The organism is Rhizobium sp. BR 249 (assembly GCF_047445895.1).
Taxonomy (GTDB): Bacteria; Pseudomonadota; Alphaproteobacteria; order Rhizobiales; family Rhizobiaceae; genus Rhizobium.
In genome coordinates, this window is sequence record NZ_JARWKX010000005.1 from 155932 (window position 1) to 172357 (window position 16426).

The window sequence follows — 16426 nt, forward strand, 5'->3', positions numbered from 1 at the left end:
ATGCTCTTTTCGATCATCAGCCTGCTGACAGGGGCAAGCGTGCACCGAACCATCGCACGCACCAAGCGCAACGGCATGTTCATCGCGATTGCCGTGCTCTTCCTCCTCACCGCCTATGCGCTGGCAGTTGCCGCTGGCGCCATCTGGCTCGCCGGCATTTACGGCCCGGTCGGCGCCGCCCTCTTCCTCGCCGCCTGCGCGCTGCTGCTCGCAATCATCGTGCTGGTGGTGATGTCGATCATGAACGCCCGCGAGGCCCGCCGCGCCCGCGATCGCCGCGCCGCGCTGGAATCCATGGCGACGGTCGGCCTCGGCCTCATCCGCGCCCAGCCGCTGCTGACTGCTGGCGTGCTGGCAGCCATCGTCGCGGCCAATCTGGTGGGGTCTAAGCGCGAGGAGGATTGAAGGGCACGACCTCTCCTCGTGCTTGCACGGAATGAGAAGCCGTGAGTTCGTACCAGCGGAAAGTGGGGGCATGAGGTCGACTCCACCCTCCCTCATTCCTGTGCTCGTCACAGGAATCCAGCCACGGCGCGTCTGCGCCGTGAATGAAAATGCTTTCAAAGGAAAAGTCTATCGCGCCCAAGGACTTGGGCGCACTGGATTCCTGTGACAGGCACAGGAATGAGGGAGGAGAGGTAGTGCCTCGAATAACGACCGCCGTACAGCGTCGTCCCCGTGCAATGAAGAAAAAGCCGGCGCGCGCCAAGAGGCAGCCGGCTTCCCTTACAAGCAAAATCGCTTCTCAGAACGCAAAAGCCTTCGACGTCAGCGGCGCCGAGGTTGCATCCGGCCCGAAATCGGCCTCGCCTGAAATCTGCAGCAATTCCTGCAGCCTTTGCCGGGCGCGGTTCACGCGGCTCTTGATGGTGCCGACGGCGCAGCCGCAGATTTCGGCGGCCTCTTCATAGGAGAAGCCCGAGGCCCCGACGAGGATGATCGCTTCGCGCTGGTCCGGCGGCAACTGGTCGAGCGCCTTCTTGAAATCCTGCAGGTCGAGGGCGCCGTATTGCGACGGGTGCATCGCCATCGATTCCGTGAACAGCCCGTCGCTGTCCTGCACCTCGCGGCCGCTCTTGCGCATCTGGCTGTAGAGTTCGTTGCGCAGGATGGTGAAGAGCCAGGCCTTCATATTGGTGCCCATCTCGAAATGATCCTGCTTGGCCCAGGCCTTCATGATGGTGTCCTGGACGAGATCGTCGGCACGATCGTGCCGCCCGATCAGCGAAATGGCGAAAGCGCGAAGGCTAGGGAGGGCCGCCAGCAATTCCCGCTTGAAGCTGGGTTGCAGTTTTTCTTCCATGCGGGCGATCCTATTCGGCCATCTTGGCAGAAGCCATCATTTCGGCATGGTCGAGCTTTTCGAGAAGATCGAGAAAACGATCGGGGATCGCCTCATCCTGCGCGGCGGCATAGAGCGACCGCAGCTTGACGCCGATCTGGTTGTTCGGGTCCAGGATATCGCTTGCCCGCAGCTCCAGCTTCCGCTGATCCGCTGCTTCTTTATTGCGTGTCGTCATCAACTCGTCTTCTCACCGTTGTCTGTTGCAGGGCGCGCATGGAATAATCATGTCTCCAGCCACCGCCAATGCCATCGATACTGAGTATATTACTATCAATCTCGCCGGCATCTACCGCTGCATGGGTCAAAATGCTACGCTCTTTCTATGTCGGCTGGGATAATGCGGCGCGACAAAAAAAGTTCCTGCCGTTCCGGAACTTTTTTATCAAGGCGGCGTTAACCGCTCATTGAAGCCAAGACCGGCCTGCATACGGGAGCCCTTTATGACACTTTCTACTCGAATTGCGCCGCACCTTCCTTATCTGCGTCGCTATTCCCGCGCCCTGACCGGAACGCAAACCTCAGGCGACGCTTATGTCGCCGCCGTTCTTGAAGCCATCATCGCCGATCTGTCGATTTTCCCGGATACGGCGAATGACCGGGTCGCACTCTACAAACTGTTTACGCAACTGTTTGGTTCCACCGCTATCCAGATTCCAGAGCCGACTTCGCCCTATGCCTGGGAGCAGCGCGCCACGCTCAACCTTTCCAAGGTATCGGCCGGCGCCCGCCAGGCCTTCCTCCTCGCCGCCGTGGAGAATTTCCGCATCGCCGAAATCTCGGAAATCCTGGAACTCGACGAACAGGACGTCATGCGCCTGCTCGACAAGGCCTCGCAGGAAATTTCACGCCAGGTCGCAACCGATATCATGATCATCGAAGACGAACCGCTGATCGCCATGGATATCGAGCAGATGGTGGAAAGCCTCGGCCATCGCGTCACCGGCATCGCCCGCACCCATGCCGAGGCCGTTGCGCTCTACAACAAGACCAAGCCGAGCATGGTGCTGGCCGATATCCAGCTTGCCGACGGCAGCTCCGGCATCGACGCCGTCAACGACATTCTCAAGACGTCGAGCGTGCCGGTGATCTTCATCACGGCTTTCCCGGAACGGCTTCTGACCGGCGAGCGCCCCGAACCCACTTTCCTTGTCACCAAGCCCTTCAACCCCGACATGGTCAAGGCACTGATCAGTCAGGCTCTTTTCTTCAATGAATCGACCAAAGTAGCCGCCTGAACGCAATTTTCCGGCCTTCGGAACCAAATCGCCAGGACAGGCGTTCCGGTGCAGCCGGGACGCTCCGGCGGCTTTAACGGTTTTTGCAGCGCTTTGTTCTAGATTTGGCAGACGGTTTCTGGAATGGCGCTCCCTTCAGCGGCGTTCGAGATGTCACAGGAAAGGCGGCCGAGTGAGTACGACTGAACCGTTGTCCGGCATGCCTCTCGCATTCGAAGGCAAAGCCGCAATGATGGAGCGTGCGCTCGGCAGCGCCGGGATATCGATCCTCTGCCAGGACGCGCGGCTGTCGATCTTCTACGCCGAAAATCTGCCGTCGTATTTCGCAGCCCTCTTTGCGCCCGGCGGCAGCGACGCCGCCCTGTTCGGCAATGCCCATGGCCAATATCTGACGGTGCTAAAACACAAGGTTCTGGAAACCGGCATTCCCAACAATGCCGAGGTCGAGATCGACGTCGACGGCGAAATGCGTACCTATGAGCTGAAGATCCAGCGCACCGGCGAAAGCGGCACTTACGGGCTGCTGTCGGTCATGGCTGAGGTCACCGAAAGCCGGCATCGCGAGAAAGTGCTGAAATCGCTGCTGCGCGAGCTCTCGCACCGCTCGAAGAACCTTCTCGCCATCATTCAGGGCATTGCCACGCAAACGGCGCGCAACACGCTCTCCCTCGACAGCTTTCTCCTCAAGTTCCGCGGACGGCTGCAATCGCTCTCCAACTCGCAGGACCTGATTACGGATTCGAGCTGGCGCGGCGCCTTCCTCTTCGAACTCGCGGAAAAGCAGTTCGCCCCCTATTGGCCGGAGACGGCGGGTTCCATGCCGATCTACGGCATCAACGCCCATCTGACGCCGAATGCCGCCGTGCATCTCGGGCTCGCCCTGCATGAACTCATCGTCAACTCCGCCTCCTATGGCGCGATATCGGGCGGTGCGGCTTCCATCACGCTGAATTGCCGCGAAGCCATGATCGGCGACAGGAGGGCGATCGAGGTCGCTTGGGCCGAAGTGCTGCGGGATCAGTCCGAGGTCCACGAGTTCAGCGAAAACAGCTTCGGCCGCACCGTGCTGGAGCGTGTCGTGCCCTCCTCGGTCAACGGCAAGGCGGAATTGAACCTCGTACCGGGCCGCATCGAGTATCGCCTGACCATTCCCGAAACCGAGTTCGAGATTCTCAAGCGGGTGTAAAACCTCGAGAGCAGACGGACGACAATGAAAAACAGCCGGTGCGAGGGCGGCGCACCGGCTGTCTTCACTCACCGGGAGGGGACCGTGAGTACGTCCGAATGGTGGGTTGGGGGCGCGCATGTTGGGTCGATGCGATCACCATCCGGATACCGCAATAACGACGACGCCCGAATTTGGTTCCCTCGGAGCGGAAAAAAATTCGACTTTTTTGAATCTTTTTTCGGATGCCGTCCCACTGCCGCGCGCTCCGCTCTCCCATCGATCCGGATCGAATAAATTTCACGTACGAAAACAAATACTTATATGAACGACAACAAGAGTGAATCGGCAAAATTTTACCGTTTGATAAATTTTTAAACCTGAGTTACGCTTTCCCTCACAGGCCGTTTACCAAAAATGAGGGAACTTCAATGGAACGACTGGAAACTGGGATTCATGCCGGCCGGCTTTCGCCCGCCGAGTATGAGGCTAATTTTTCCGATCTTCATCCGCGCCTCGACAATCACGAGGCGCTGGTCGCCGCCGACCGCTGTTATTTCTGTTATGACGCGCCGTGCATGACGGCCTGTCCCACCTCGATCGACATTCCGCTCTTCATCCGCCAGATTTCGACCGGCAATCCGATCGGTTCGGCGAAGACGATCTTCGATCAGAACATTCTCGGCGGCATGTGCGCCCGCGTCTGTCCCACCGAAGATCTCTGCGAGCAGGCCTGTGTGCGCAACACGGCCGAAGAGCGGCCCGTCGAGATCGGCCGCCTGCAGCGTTATGCGACCGATGCCGCCATGCAGGCCGGCAAGCAATTCTATGTCAGGGCCGAGGCGACCGGAAAGAACATCGCCGTCGTCGGCGCCGGCCCGGCCGGCCTTGCCGCCGCCCATCGCCTGGCGGTGAAGGGTCATTGCGTCACGATTTATGACGGCAGGGAAAAATCCGGCGGCCTCAACGAATACGGCATCGCCACCTATAAGGCGGTCGACGATTTCGCCCAGCAGGAAGTTGACTATGTGCTTTCGATCGGCGGCATCGAGGTTAAGCACGGCGTCCTTCTCGGCCGCGATTTTTCGCTGTCCGACCTGCAGGCGCAATATGACGCCGTCTTCCTCGGCATCGGCCTTGCCGGCGTCAACGCGCTGCGCATCGAGGGCGAGAACCTTGCCGGCGTCGACGATGCCGTCGATTTCATCGCCACGCTGCGCCAGGCCGAAGACAAGGGCGACATCGCCATCGGGCGGCGCGTCGTCGTCCTCGGCGGCGGCATGACGGCGATCGACGCCGCGGTGCAGGCAAAGCTTCTCGGTGCCGAGGAGGTGACGATCTGTTACCGCCGCGGCAAGGAGCACATGAACGCCTCCGAATACGAGCAGGATCTCGCAAGCTCCAAGGGCGTGATCATCCGCCACTGGCTGGCGCCGAAATCGATCCTGTCGCAGGACGGCAAGGTCGCCGCGATCGAAGTGGAATATACCAAGCTCGTCGAAGGCCGCCTCGTCGGCACCGGCGAAACCGGCGTGATCGCCGCCGACCAGATCTTCAAGGCGATCGGCCAGACCTTCGACGCCGCGGGCCTCGGTTCGCTGCGCATGGAATCCGGCCGCATCGCCGTCGACACCGAAGGCCACACCTCGCTGGACAACGTCTGGGCCGGCGGCGACTGCGTCTTCGGCGGCGAGGATCTCACGGTCTCGGCCGTCGCCCATGGCCGCGACGCGGCCGAATCCATCCATCGCACCCTCACCGCAGCCGCCGCTCCGGCTGTCGCGGTTGCTTGAAGGGGAGAGAGAACAATGGCTGATCTCCGCAATAATTTCGTCGGCATCAAATCCCCGAACCCGTTCTGGCTGGCCTCCGCGCCGCCGACCGACAAGGCCTATAACGTCGAGCGCGCCTTCAAGGCCGGCTGGGGCGGCGTGGTCTGGAAGACGCTCGGCGAGGAAGGCCCGCCGGTCGTCAACGTCAACGGCCCACGCTACGGCGCGATCTTCGGCGCCGACCGCCGCCTGCTGGGCCTCAACAATATCGAGCTCATCACCGACCGCGACCTCTACACCAACCTGCGCGAAATGAAGCAGGCGAAGATGAACTGGCCGGACCGGGCGCTGATCGCCTCGATCATGGTGCCCTGCGAGGAAGAGGCGTGGAAGTCGATCCTGCCTCTGGTCGAGGAGACTGGCGCCGACGGCATCGAACTCAATTTCGGCTGTCCGCACGGCATGTCTGAACGCGGCATGGGCTCGGCCGTCGGCCAGGTGCCGGAATATATCGAAATGGTCGTGCGCTGGTGCAAGCAATACACCCGCATGCCCGTCATCACCAAGCTGACGCCCAACATCACCGATATCCGCCGCCCAGCGCGGGCCGCCAAGGCCGGCGGCACCGACGCCGTCTCGTTGATCAACACGATCAATTCGATCGTCTCCGTCGATCTCGACAACTTCGCCCCCAACCCGACGGTCGGCGGCAAGGGCAGCCATGGCGGCTATTGCGGCCCGGCGGTCAAGCCGATCGCGCTCAACATGGTGGCCGAGATCGCCCGTGATCCCGAAACCTACGGCCTGCCGATCTCCGGCATCGGCGGCATCACCACCTGGCGGGACGCGGCCGAATTCCTCGTTCTCGGCGCCGGCAACGTCCAGGTCTGCACCGCGGCGATGACCTACGGCTTCAAGATCGTGCAGGAGATGATAACGGGCCTCTCCGACTGGATGGACGAAAAGGGCCACCGCAGCCTCGACGACATCACCGGCCGCGCCGTCTCCAACGTCACCGACTGGCAGTATCTGAACCTCAACTACATCGCCAAGGCGAAGATCGACCAGGACGCCTGCATCAAATGCGGCCGCTGCCACATCGCCTGCGAGGACACCTCTCACCAGGCAATCACCAACGTCGTCAATGGCCTGCGCCATTTCGAGGTGATCGAAGAGGAATGCGTCGGCTGCAATCTCTGCGTCAACGTCTGCCCGGTCGAAAACTGCATCACCATGGAACCGCTCGCCGCCGGCACCCTGGACAAACGCACCGGCCGCACCGTCGACCCCAACTATGCCAACTGGACGACGCACCCGAACAACCCGATGGCCCGCCAGGCGGCGGAGTAACGAAATTCAACGCCGCGGAGAAACTCGATCCGCGGCGTCGCTTTTGCCGGCAGGTATCAATGCGCGTGCCGGGTCGCTTGGCCGCAGCGCTTCGGAACATCGCACGGCCGCCGAGTAGCGCAGGCGATCTCCACGACAGAGCCATCCGCGATAACTCGAACAGCGCCCATGAAGGACTGGCAAGCCGGCATTTCGCGAGCTGAAGAGCTGGCCTCTCACTCAGAATGGCTATCAAGCGGAACTTGATCGGCAACTCAGGGGCGTCGATTCAGCTGGCGCCGCCAATCCTCTGAGGCCCTCTGCGCGTCTCCAGTTCATGGGCGTGTGGTCCCGCATGTCCACCCGTCCGCATGAAGTGTTTGTCTATCTCGGCGATGATCGCTTCGGCCTTCTCTCCGCCATTCAGTCGGATGAGCGCGTCCAGTTTGGCTTCCGTGCGGTCATCGTTTTCCTTCGATGAGGGAGAGCCGACATAGAGAAAATAGGCAAGACCGACGACCTGCCAGAGCAATTGCAGGAACTCGGACTGCCAGTTTTCAAAGGTGTCCCGGCTCATTTCCATCAGGTACGCATTGATATCGGGCGCCTGGCCGTGGCTTTGCTGCTCGCCGACGAACGCGAACCAGCCAAACAGCCAATGGCCGGCGAGCGAGAATAGAAAGAAGCCGACGGTGATCCAGGCATAGGCATATTTCTTGAACATGATACCTCCTTAAGGTGCAGCCATATTCCGGCGAGAGCGCGGCGGCCGGCAGCATGCGCTGAGGCCCTCGTCAGCTATCCGGCCTGCCCTTCAAGTCATCTCGCGCTGAGATATCGGATGAAGCACTCGGCTCGCCGGTCTGAAAGGAAGGCAATACCTCGCGCCCAAAGACTTCGATGAACTCGCGCTGGTTACGCCCGACATTGTGAACGTAGATCTGCTCGAACCCCATCGCGGCGTCGGCCTTCAACCATTCGACATGCCGCTGCGGATCGGCCGAGATACGCACATGCTCGTCCATATCTTCCGGCCGAACCTTTAGACAGGCTTCGTCGAACTCCTCCGGTAAACGAAGCGTTTCCGAGATCGCGGCGGAAATCGCGTTGCTGCGCCACTGGTCGAAGGCGTTCGCCCTCGCTTCCTCTTCGGAGCCGGCAATGGAGATATGTGTCTGCAAGTAGAGCGGCTTTCCCTCCCCGCCGCCGCGCCGAAAGGCATCGACGACTTCACCGAGCTTGTCGCGCGGTTGATTGATGGTGATGAGCGCATCCGCCCAACCTCCCGCCCACTCCGCCGTACTCGGAGAAAGCGCGCCGGCGACGATCCGCGGAATCTCATGGGGAAGAGTATGCACCCGCGCCTGATCGACTTTGATGGGCTCCATCCGGCTGACGAGCTTCCCCGACCACAGGTCGCGGATGATTTCGACCGCCGCCCGCAGGCGTTCGTTTCTTTCCGGCTTGGAGGGCCAGCGTTCGCCGGTGACGTGCTCATTCATGGCCTGACCGGTGCCGACAGCGATCCACGGCAATCGCCCGGGGAACATCTGCGCGACCGTGGCTCCCGCCTGTGCGGTAATTGCCGGGTGATAACGCCACGCCATCGGAACGGTGATGATGCCGAACGGAATAGACGGCGTGGCCTGGAGCGCTGCCCCCAGCCAAGCCCAGGCAAAGCCCGACTGGCCCTGCTTCCCGCTCCAAGGCGTCAGATGGTCGGACGACATGATCGCCTTGAAACCGGCAGCCTCTGCGGCCTGCACATATTCCAGAAGCTCGCTGGGCGAAAATTGTTCGTGGGACGCGTGATAGCCGATGAGCGTCATGATCCGTTGCCCTCCGAGATGAACCAGCGGTAGGCATAGGGTTCAAGCTCGAGACACGGTTCGCCGACCCCTTCGTATTCGACATTACCGATCAAATCTCGAAACCCCTTGGGCTGCATGCCGCCAAAATTGATTTCCGTCTTGATCCGCCGATCTGCCAGATTATGGACGAGCAACAGGAGCGATCCCGCGTCTTCAAAACCATGGACCAAAACCGCCGGGTCGTCGGCGCTCAACCGCACCAGCCGGCCCCTGGTGAAAATCGGCTGTTTCCTGCGCAGAGAAATGAAGCGCTTGATCCTGTTCAACAGAGAGTTGGGATCGCCCGATTGATCGGCGACATTCACCTTCTTGTAGGAGAACGGCCCCTCGGTGACGACCGGCTGGCACAGTTTTCCGCCGTTGGCGCTGGAGAACCCGGCGTTCTTCTCCGCCGACCATTGCATCGGCACTCGCACCGTGTTGCGTCCCGCCTGGGAAAGGTCCTCGCCGATGCCGATCTCGTCTCCGTAGACGATGAGAGGCGGGCCGCGCAACGAAAAGATGATACTGAAAGCAAGTTCGATACGCCGCTGGTCGCCTTCCAGCATCGGCGCCACGCGACGCCGGATGCCGCGGCCGAAAACCTGCATCTCTTCCTTCGGCGCGAAGACGTCGAAGACCTTCTTCTTCAGATCCTCGGCGACCCGGGAAAAATCGAGTTCGTCGAGATTGCGCAGGAAGTTGACCCAGCCGCACCCCGGCGGCGGCTCCGGAAGCAAGCTCAGTCCCTGATTGATCGAGGCCGCGTCTTCCCTGGCAAAACCGGCAAAGAGATAGCAGGCGAGCATGAAGTTGAGCAGAAGCTGGAGCTGGTCCCCTTCTCCAAAAAAAGCGTCGGAAGTCTCCGGCGGAAGATTGACTTCTCCGAGCAGTACGCCGCCCGGCCGTCGGCCTTGTAAATAGCTGCCGATCTGCCTCAGGATGCCGTGAGGATCTCGAGGATTGGCATGTTCAAGTCCTTTGTCGGCTATGATGAGCGGGGCGGCATCGAGCCTGAACCCGCTGACGCCGAACGCAATCCAGTAGTCCACGATGCGCAATATTTCTTCGCGGACGTGCGGATTTGCAGCATTCAGTTCGGGCTGAAACTCATAGAAACTATGAAAGTAATAGGCTCTCGCCACCTCGTCATAGGTCCAGAGGCTGTTCACTTCACCCGGAAAAATCGATTTCGCGCCGGGGGCGACGGGTGGAGGATCAGCGCTCCAGACATAGTAATTCCGGTAGCGCGTCATGTCGTCCCGCCGGGCGGCCTGGAACCACGGATGCCGATCGGATGTGTGATTGACTACAAGATCGATGATCACCCGAATGCCGTGTTCACCGGCGCTGTGCAGGAATGTCAGGAAGTCGTCGAGCGTTCCGACCTTCGGGTTGACCGAATAAAAATCGCTGACGTCATAGCCGTTGTCGCGGTCCGGGCTGCTATAAAACGGCAGGAGCCAGATACACGTGATCCCGAGTTCTGAAAGATAAGTCAGCTTGTCGGCCAAGCCGATGAAGTCGCCGATCCCGTCGCCATTGCCATCGGCGAATTTCTCGACATCGATGCTGTAGATCACGGCCTCTTCATACCAGCTGCTGCTTCGGTCTGGCACCGCGACGATCTCCTGTCAGTCCCTGTTGGAAATCTCTAACTGTTCCGGAAGCACCAAGTTCCGGAATCCGTGAGGTCCATAGGGCGTCGCAGGAATGGGCAGGCAGGTCTCATTCCTCGGGAACCACCGGCATCCCGGGGGGCAAGCCGGTTCGCGAACCGTTCACGGCGATGTCGAACTGATCGAAAAACTCGGCCGCAACGATTCCTGCCTCTGCTGCTCAGGAGGCGGCTTTTTAGAACTACTGCCTGGAATCCGGCCGCTATGACGGCATCGAACGGGATTACTGTTTTTAGGGTCCATGACGGAAGGTGGCGGCGCCCTTTTTACGGAAGGGCCCTCAAGCAACTGACAAACGTCGCAAAACCCGCGACATCATCCTCGGCCTTGTGCCGAGGATCGGCGCAGATCCAATTAAGTATGCATCTAACAATAACTGGAATCAAAATTCCAGACGCTAGCCGCCGAATGACTTCCGATAGGCATGCGGGCTCGTGCCCAGCCGCCTGCGGAAATGGTGTCGCATCGTTGCCAGCGTGCCGAAGCCGCTTGATATCGCGATGTCGTCGAGCGAGACGGCAAGTTCCTTTTCGAGCAGGTCGCGGGCATGACGCAGCCGCTCCTTCAGCAGCCATTCGCCGACGCTGAGACCGGTCGTCGCTTCGAAGCGGCGCTGGAAGGTGCGCATGCTCATGCCCGCTCTTTTGGCAAGCAGGCTGATCGGCTGTTCCTGCGAAAGGCTTTGGCGCATCCATTCGATCAGCGGGCCGAGGCGAATGCCCTCGCGCTCCTCCGGAACCGGGGCGCTGATGAATTGCGCCTGCCCGCCTTCGCGATGCGGCGGCACGACGAGGCGGCGGGCGACGCTGTTGGCGGCCTCCGGGCCGAAATCGCCGCGCACGACATGCAGGCAGAGATCGATGCCGGCGGCACTGCCGGCCGCCGTCAGCAGGCTGCCCTCGTCGATGTAGAGAACGTCGGCATCGAGCGTGATGTCGGGATAACGCGCGGCGACCGAGGCGACATAGCGCCAATGCGTCGTCGCCCTGCGGTTGGCAAGCAATCCGGACGCAGCGAGAACCGCAACGCCGGAGCAGAGCGACATGATACGCGCGCCCCGCTGATGCGCTGCCCGGAGCGCCTCAGTGAGCGGCTCCGGCACCGGCGCATCGATCGACCGCCAGCCGGGCACGACGATCAGGTCCGCCGCATCCAGCACCTCAAGCCCCTTGTCGACCGCGACCGTCAACCCGCCGGCGGCGCGAAGCGGCCCCGGCTCGATGCCGCAGACCGAGAAGCGATACCAACCCTCGCCCATTTCCGGACGCGGCAGGCCGAAGACCTCATAGGCGATGCCGAACTCGAAGGTGCAGAGCCCGTCATAGGCAAGCACTGCGACCAGCGGTCCTTTCTGGGGCGGAGATGCGTTTGGCATGATCTTTACGCTGTCAGTCATAATGGCCAATTTCACAAAGCTCTAGCATCGGCGATACCAGGCGGCAATCCAGCACGAAAGGAAAGACCGATGCCAAGCCCCGTCGCCGAAATCCCAGCCGCCACACCCGATCTCGCCGTCGCCCATTACGCCGCCAAGCTCGCCTTCGAAACCGATTGCTCGGATGTCCGCGCCGCCTTTGCCGCCGGCAAGGTCGATTTCGTTCTCCTCGACGTGCGCTCGCCGGCGCTGTTTGCACAGTCGCATGTGCCCGGCGCCATCAACCTGCCGCACGGCAAGATGACGGCGCACCGCATGTCGGAATGGGCAAGCGATACGCTCTTCGTCGTCTATTGCGCCGGCCCTCACTGCAACGGCGCCGACAAGGCCGCTTTCCGCCTCGCCAAGCTCGGCCTCCAGGCCAAGCTGATGATCGGCGGGATGACCGGCTGGGCCGACGAGGGCTTCGCCCTCGAAAGCGAAACCATCGCCGCCGAATGAGAAGGCTCCTTTCATCGTCGAGCAAGACAAAAACAAAAGAGAAACCCATGTTTTTCTATGGGTTTCTCTGGAAAAGCCGAAGTTCTGCAATATATCGCTTGTTTGTCGCCCCGCTTCACCGGCATCCTGTGCCCTATGACTTAGAACACGGTCCGTATGTCCCTTCGCAGCGTGCTCCGCGCACAAACGGCAGATTGCCACGCCGAGGTCGATAAGCTCTTCGGCACTTTCGACCTTTCCATCCCGGGCCAGTATAGGACATTCCTGCGCGCGCATGCCCGAGTCGTGCCGGCGGCGGAAAATGCGCTCGAAGACGCCGGAATCATCCGCCTGCTGCCGGACTGGCCGGAACGAAAACGCACGCAGCTGCTCTTTGCCGACATCCACGAACTTGGGGACCGATTGCCCGAACTCCTTCCGCCGCCGGCACTACACGGCGAAGCAGCACTCTGGGGCGCCCTCTACGTCCTCGAAGGCTCCAAACTCGGCGGCGCCGTGCTCACCAGATCCGTGCCCGATCACCTGCCCAGCCGCTATCTCACGCCGCAGGCACCGAAAGGCGCGATGCGGACCTTCATGGATCGTCTTGACGCAAGCGGCGTCGACGATTCCGCCGCCATTTCGGCCGCCCGCGGCATCTTCGATCTTTTCCTCAAGGCCGGGCAGCTCGAATTGGAAGCGGTCCCATGAGCGGCGCGCGCGAACCCGTCGATCTCACCAATTGCGACCGTGAGCCGATCCACCAGCTCGGCGCCATCCAGCCCTTCGGCTTCCTGCTGGCGATATCTTCGGACTGGATCGTCACGCGGGCCTCGACCAACCTCGCGGAGTTTCTCGGGGTGGAACAGGCCGACGCTCTCGGCCGTCCCGTTTCCTCCGTGATCACGCCGGAGGCGCTCCATACGATCCGCAACAAGCTGACCACGCTGCGCGGTCCCGATGTCGTCGAACGCATTTTCGACATTGCCCTGATGCCCGATCAGTCGCGCTTCGACCTTGCGGTGCATTTCAACGAAAATCAGGTCATCCTCGAAGGCGAACGCTGCCAGGAAGAGAAGCGCAACGCCCCCTCGCTCTCCATGCGCAGCATGATGTCCCGCCTCGACCAGACGGAAACGATGGAGGCTTTCTTCCGCGAGGGCGCGAGGCAGGCACGCGCGCTGACCGGCTTCGACCGGGTGATGGTCTATCGTTTCGATGAAGCCGGCTCAGGCGAGGTCGTGGCGGAAGCCGCCCGCAGCGGCATCGGCTCGTTCCTCGGGCTGCACTACCCGGCCTCCGACATTCCGGTTCAGGCGCGCGCGCTTTACCTGCGCAACCTGTTCCGCATCATCGCCGATATCGAGGCGGTGCCCGTGCCTGTTCTTCCGCAGCTCGACGAACAGGGCCAGCCGCTCGATCTCTCCATGTCGGTCCTGCGTTCGGTCTCGCCGATCCACATCGAATATCTGAAGAATATGGGGGTCGGCGCCTCGCTCTCCATATCGATCGTCGTGGACGGCAAGCTCTGGGGCCTGTTTGCCTGCCATCATTACGGCCCGCGCCTGCCGTCGGCGCAAAGCCGCTCCACCGCCGAGCTCTTCGGCCAGATGTTCGCTTCGCGCCTGGAAAGCCGCGAGCGGCGGCTGGCGCTCGATTACGAGACCAAGGCGCGCCGCATCGCCGACCGGCTTCTGACCTCCGTCGCTGATAATGCCAGCCTGCTCGACGATCCGGCCTGGCTGATCGAAGCGCTCGCCGACGCCGTTCCCGCCGACGGGATCGGCGTCTGGATCAACGGCCGGATGGCGCTTGCCGGCATCGGACCGGACGAGAGGGGCTTTTCGGCCCTCGTCCGCCATCTCAACCGCAACGCCGGTGGGCGCATCTATGCCGTGGACAGGCTCGGCGAAACCTATCCGGATATCGAGATCGACGATGCGGTGGCAGGCATGCTCGCCATACCGATCTCGCGTTCGCCGCGCGATTACGTCGTGCTGTTCCGTCAGGAACTGGTGCGCACCGTGCGCTGGGGCGGCGATCCGCACAAGCCGGTGGAATATGGCCCCAACGGGCCGCGGCTGACGCCGCGCAAGAGTTTCGAAGCCTGGTCTGAACTGGTGCGCGGCCGCTCCCTGCCCTTTACCGAGGCGGAGCGCCGGGTCGCGGAAACCATCCGCGTCACGCTGATCGAGGTGGTGCTGCGCCTCACCGACGAAGCCAGCATGGCGCGCCAGATGGCGAACGAGCGGCAGGAACTGCTGATCGCCGAGCTCAATCATCGTGTCCGCAACATATTGAGCCTCATCACCGGCATCATCCGGCAGTCGCAGACGACGTCTGTCGGCCTTGGCGACTATGTCCGCCAGCTCGAGGGCCGCATTCAATCGCTCGCCCGTGCCCATGACCAGATCACGAGGGATCACTGGGCGCCCGCTTCGCTGCGGCAATTATTATCGGCCGAAACCGCGGCCTATCTCGGAAGAAACGCGCAGCGCTTCCGGATGACCGGCGAAGACGTGCTGCTGGAGCCGCAGGCCTTTTCCACTGCCGCCCTCGTCTTCCATGAGCTGATGACCAACAGCGCCAAATACGGCAGCCTCTCCGGCGCCGGCAGCGGCACGGTCGCGCTCGGCTGGCATCGCGACGATGAAGGCAATCTGCGCATCGGCTGGCGCGAAAAGGACGGCCCGCCCGTTTCCGAGCCGAAACGCCACGGATTCGGGTCTACGATCATCCGGCGCTCCATTCCCTACGACCTCGGCGGCAAGGCCGAAGTCCGCTACATCAAGGAAGGGCTGGAAGCGGACTTCCTGATTCCGGCTCGCTACGTGAACGCCGTCGACCCAAGCCTATTGCCGGAGGCGACGCCTGCCGGCGTTGCGGAACGCAAGGCTGCTCCCGCCGACCGGGAGCCGCTTTCGGGCTTGAAGATCCTGCTGGTGGAAAACAACCTGATCATCGCCATGGACGGGGAGGATATCCTGCGCCGCCTGGGTGCCGAAGTGACGACGGCGCCCAGTGTCGCCGAGGCGATGGAGATCCTGGCCGGCCAGTCCTTCGATTTCGCGCTTCTCGATGTCAATCTGGGAGACGAGACGAGTTTTGGGATTGCCGACCGATTGGCCGCCGCAGGCGTGCCCTTCGTTTTTGCCACGGGTTATGGCGAGGGCATCGCCCAGGCCAACAGCCACTCGGGCGCGCCGGTCTTGCAGAAGCCCTATACCACCGAAGGCATCACCGATCTCCTTGCCCGGGTGCAGCTTCCCAAGAGAGGGTAGAACGGTCAGCTGCCCTCCGGCCGCAGCCCGCCGATGAAGAGCTGCTCCAAAAACCGCGCCGCATCCTCGAAGCGCCCTTCGCCGGCATGCTCCTGCCCCAGCACGGCGCGCACCTGGACGTCGAAATCCGCATAATGCTGCGTCGTCGACCAGATCGAGAAAATCAGGTGGTAGGGGTCGCATTCGGCGATCTTGCCTGATTTCGTCCAGGCGCGGATGACCTCCGCCTTCTCGTCGACCAATTCCTTCAGCGGCCCCTTCAGCTCGTCCTCGATATGGGGCGCGCCCTGCAGCACCTCATTGGCGAAAAGCCTGCTCTCGCGCGGAAAATCGCGCGCCATCTCCAGCTTGCGCCTGATGTAGCTGCGGATTTCCTCTTCCGGATTGCCCTCGGCGTCGAAGGCGCGCAGCGGCTCCAGCCAGGTGTAGAGCACCCGGTCGATCAGCGCCCGGTGCATGGCTTCCTTGGTGCGGAAATAATAGAGCAGATTGGGCTTCGACATGCCGGCCACTTCCGCGATCTGATCGATCGTCGAGCCGCGAAAACCGCGTGCCGAAAACACGTCGAGCGCCGCCTCCAGAATCTGCTCTTCCTTCTCCTCCTGGATTCGCGTTCGCCTCAGGGTCTTCGCTGCTCTCGGAATAGCCATCGGCTATTGTTTCCCCTTGAAATTCAACTTCTTCCCTCAAGTTTCAGCAGAAGCGGCCTCTGCCGTTTTCTTGAGCAACTGCCCGCATTTTTATCGGCAATTTTCGTGATTTTCGTCTTGAGCCCGGCGGTGGAAGTTGTAATGTTTACCAATCGGTCAAATATCCGCCAGATGAAAAACAAAGGCAACTGGCGATTTTCCGGCGCTCGACAAAACCAATAAGAGGCGCGGGAATGGACCACGGGAACAGGCGGGCATGCCCTTT

The 16426-nt window shown here is 61.6% G+C and carries 15 protein-coding genes; 8 read left to right on the forward strand and 7 right to left on the reverse strand.

Annotated features, from left to right (window positions below; genetic code table 11):
- Positions 1-405, forward strand: coding sequence for a hypothetical protein (locus QD408_RS07135; protein WP_414138806.1), 405 nt, complete (start codon positions 1-3; stop codon positions 403-405).
- A 340-nt stretch (positions 406-745) separates the two neighbouring features.
- Here the strand turns inward: QD408_RS07135 and QD408_RS07140 are convergent, their stop codons facing one another.
- Both QD408_RS07140 and QD408_RS07145 read right to left on the reverse strand, forming a co-directional pair.
- Positions 746-1303 carry an RNA polymerase sigma factor gene (locus tag QD408_RS07140; RefSeq protein ID WP_011426507.1) on the reverse strand — a complete coding sequence of 186 codons (558 nt, stop codon included), beginning with the start codon at positions 1301-1303 and terminating at the stop codon, positions 746-748.
- A 10-nt stretch (positions 1304-1313) separates the two neighbouring features.
- Positions 1314-1520 carry a NepR family anti-sigma factor gene (locus QD408_RS07145; protein ID WP_088684758.1) on the reverse strand — a complete coding sequence of 69 codons (207 nt, stop codon included), beginning with the start codon at positions 1518-1520 and terminating at the stop codon, positions 1314-1316.
- A 265-nt stretch (positions 1521-1785) separates the two neighbouring features.
- Between QD408_RS07145 and QD408_RS07150 the strand changes: the two genes are divergently transcribed.
- The 4 genes from QD408_RS07150 (at position 1786) to preA (ending at position 6867) form a co-directional block, all read left to right on the forward strand.
- On the forward strand, positions 1786-2580 hold the full coding sequence (locus tag QD408_RS07150) for a response regulator (protein ID WP_088684759.1): 795 nt from the start codon (positions 1786-1788) through the stop codon (positions 2578-2580).
- A 190-nt stretch (positions 2581-2770) separates the two neighbouring features.
- Positions 2771-3766: a sensor histidine kinase gene (locus tag QD408_RS07155; protein ID WP_190237518.1), complete on the forward strand. Its 996-nt coding sequence runs from the start codon at positions 2771-2773 to the stop codon at positions 3764-3766.
- 410 nt (positions 3767-4176) lie between these two features.
- A complete protein-coding gene (locus QD408_RS07160; RefSeq protein WP_414138807.1) occupies positions 4177-5538 on the forward strand; it encodes an NAD(P)-dependent oxidoreductase in 1362 nt (453 codons plus the stop codon).
- Between the two features lie 15 nt (positions 5539-5553).
- Positions 5554-6867: an NAD-dependent dihydropyrimidine dehydrogenase subunit PreA gene (gene preA, locus QD408_RS07165; RefSeq protein ID WP_414138808.1), complete on the forward strand. Its 1314-nt coding sequence runs from the start codon at positions 5554-5556 to the stop codon at positions 6865-6867.
- Between the two features lie 268 nt (positions 6868-7135).
- Here preA and QD408_RS07170 read toward each other — a convergent pair whose 3' ends face one another.
- The 4 genes from QD408_RS07170 to ftrA form a co-directional block, all read right to left on the reverse strand.
- Positions 7136-7570 carry a DUF6766 family protein gene (locus QD408_RS07170; RefSeq protein ID WP_414138809.1) on the reverse strand — a complete coding sequence of 145 codons (435 nt, stop codon included), beginning with the start codon at positions 7568-7570 and terminating at the stop codon, positions 7136-7138.
- A 70-nt stretch (positions 7571-7640) separates the two neighbouring features.
- Positions 7641-8675 (reverse strand): TIGR03885 family FMN-dependent LLM class oxidoreductase, encoded by a 1035-nt coding sequence (locus tag QD408_RS07175; RefSeq protein ID WP_414138810.1) that lies wholly within the window; start codon positions 8673-8675, stop codon positions 7641-7643.
- On the reverse strand, positions 8672-10279 hold the full coding sequence (locus tag QD408_RS07180; protein ID WP_414138811.1) for an alpha-amylase family protein: 1608 nt from the start codon (positions 10277-10279) through the stop codon (positions 8672-8674). The genes QD408_RS07175 and QD408_RS07180 overlap by 4 nt, the downstream gene beginning before the upstream one ends.
- A 493-nt stretch (positions 10280-10772) precedes the next feature.
- A complete protein-coding gene (gene ftrA / locus QD408_RS07185) occupies positions 10773-11771 on the reverse strand; it encodes a transcriptional regulator FtrA (RefSeq protein WP_414138812.1) in 999 nt (332 codons plus the stop codon).
- Between the two features lie 69 nt (positions 11772-11840).
- On the opposite strand from ftrA, the gene QD408_RS07190 reads away from it, so the two are divergent.
- From QD408_RS07190 to QD408_RS07200, 3 genes are all read left to right on the forward strand, one after another.
- Positions 11841-12251 (forward strand): rhodanese-like domain-containing protein, encoded by a 411-nt coding sequence (locus QD408_RS07190; protein WP_414138813.1) that lies wholly within the window; start codon positions 11841-11843, stop codon positions 12249-12251.
- Between the two features lie 156 nt (positions 12252-12407).
- Positions 12408-12941: a biliverdin-producing heme oxygenase gene (locus QD408_RS07195; RefSeq protein ID WP_414138814.1), complete on the forward strand. Its 534-nt coding sequence runs from the start codon at positions 12408-12410 to the stop codon at positions 12939-12941.
- Positions 12938-15511, forward strand: a complete 2574-nt coding sequence (locus QD408_RS07200; protein ID WP_414138815.1) for an HWE histidine kinase domain-containing protein — start codon at positions 12938-12940, stop codon at positions 15509-15511. Before QD408_RS07195 ends, QD408_RS07200 begins: the two co-directional genes overlap by 4 nt.
- Positions 15512-15516: 5 nt before the next feature.
- On the opposite strand, the gene QD408_RS07205 is transcribed toward QD408_RS07200, so the two are convergent.
- Complete coding sequence (locus QD408_RS07205; RefSeq protein ID WP_088684768.1) at positions 15517-16161, reverse strand: TetR family transcriptional regulator C-terminal domain-containing protein; 645 nt, start codon at positions 16159-16161, stop codon at positions 15517-15519.
- Positions 16162-16426: the final 265 nt, after the last annotated feature.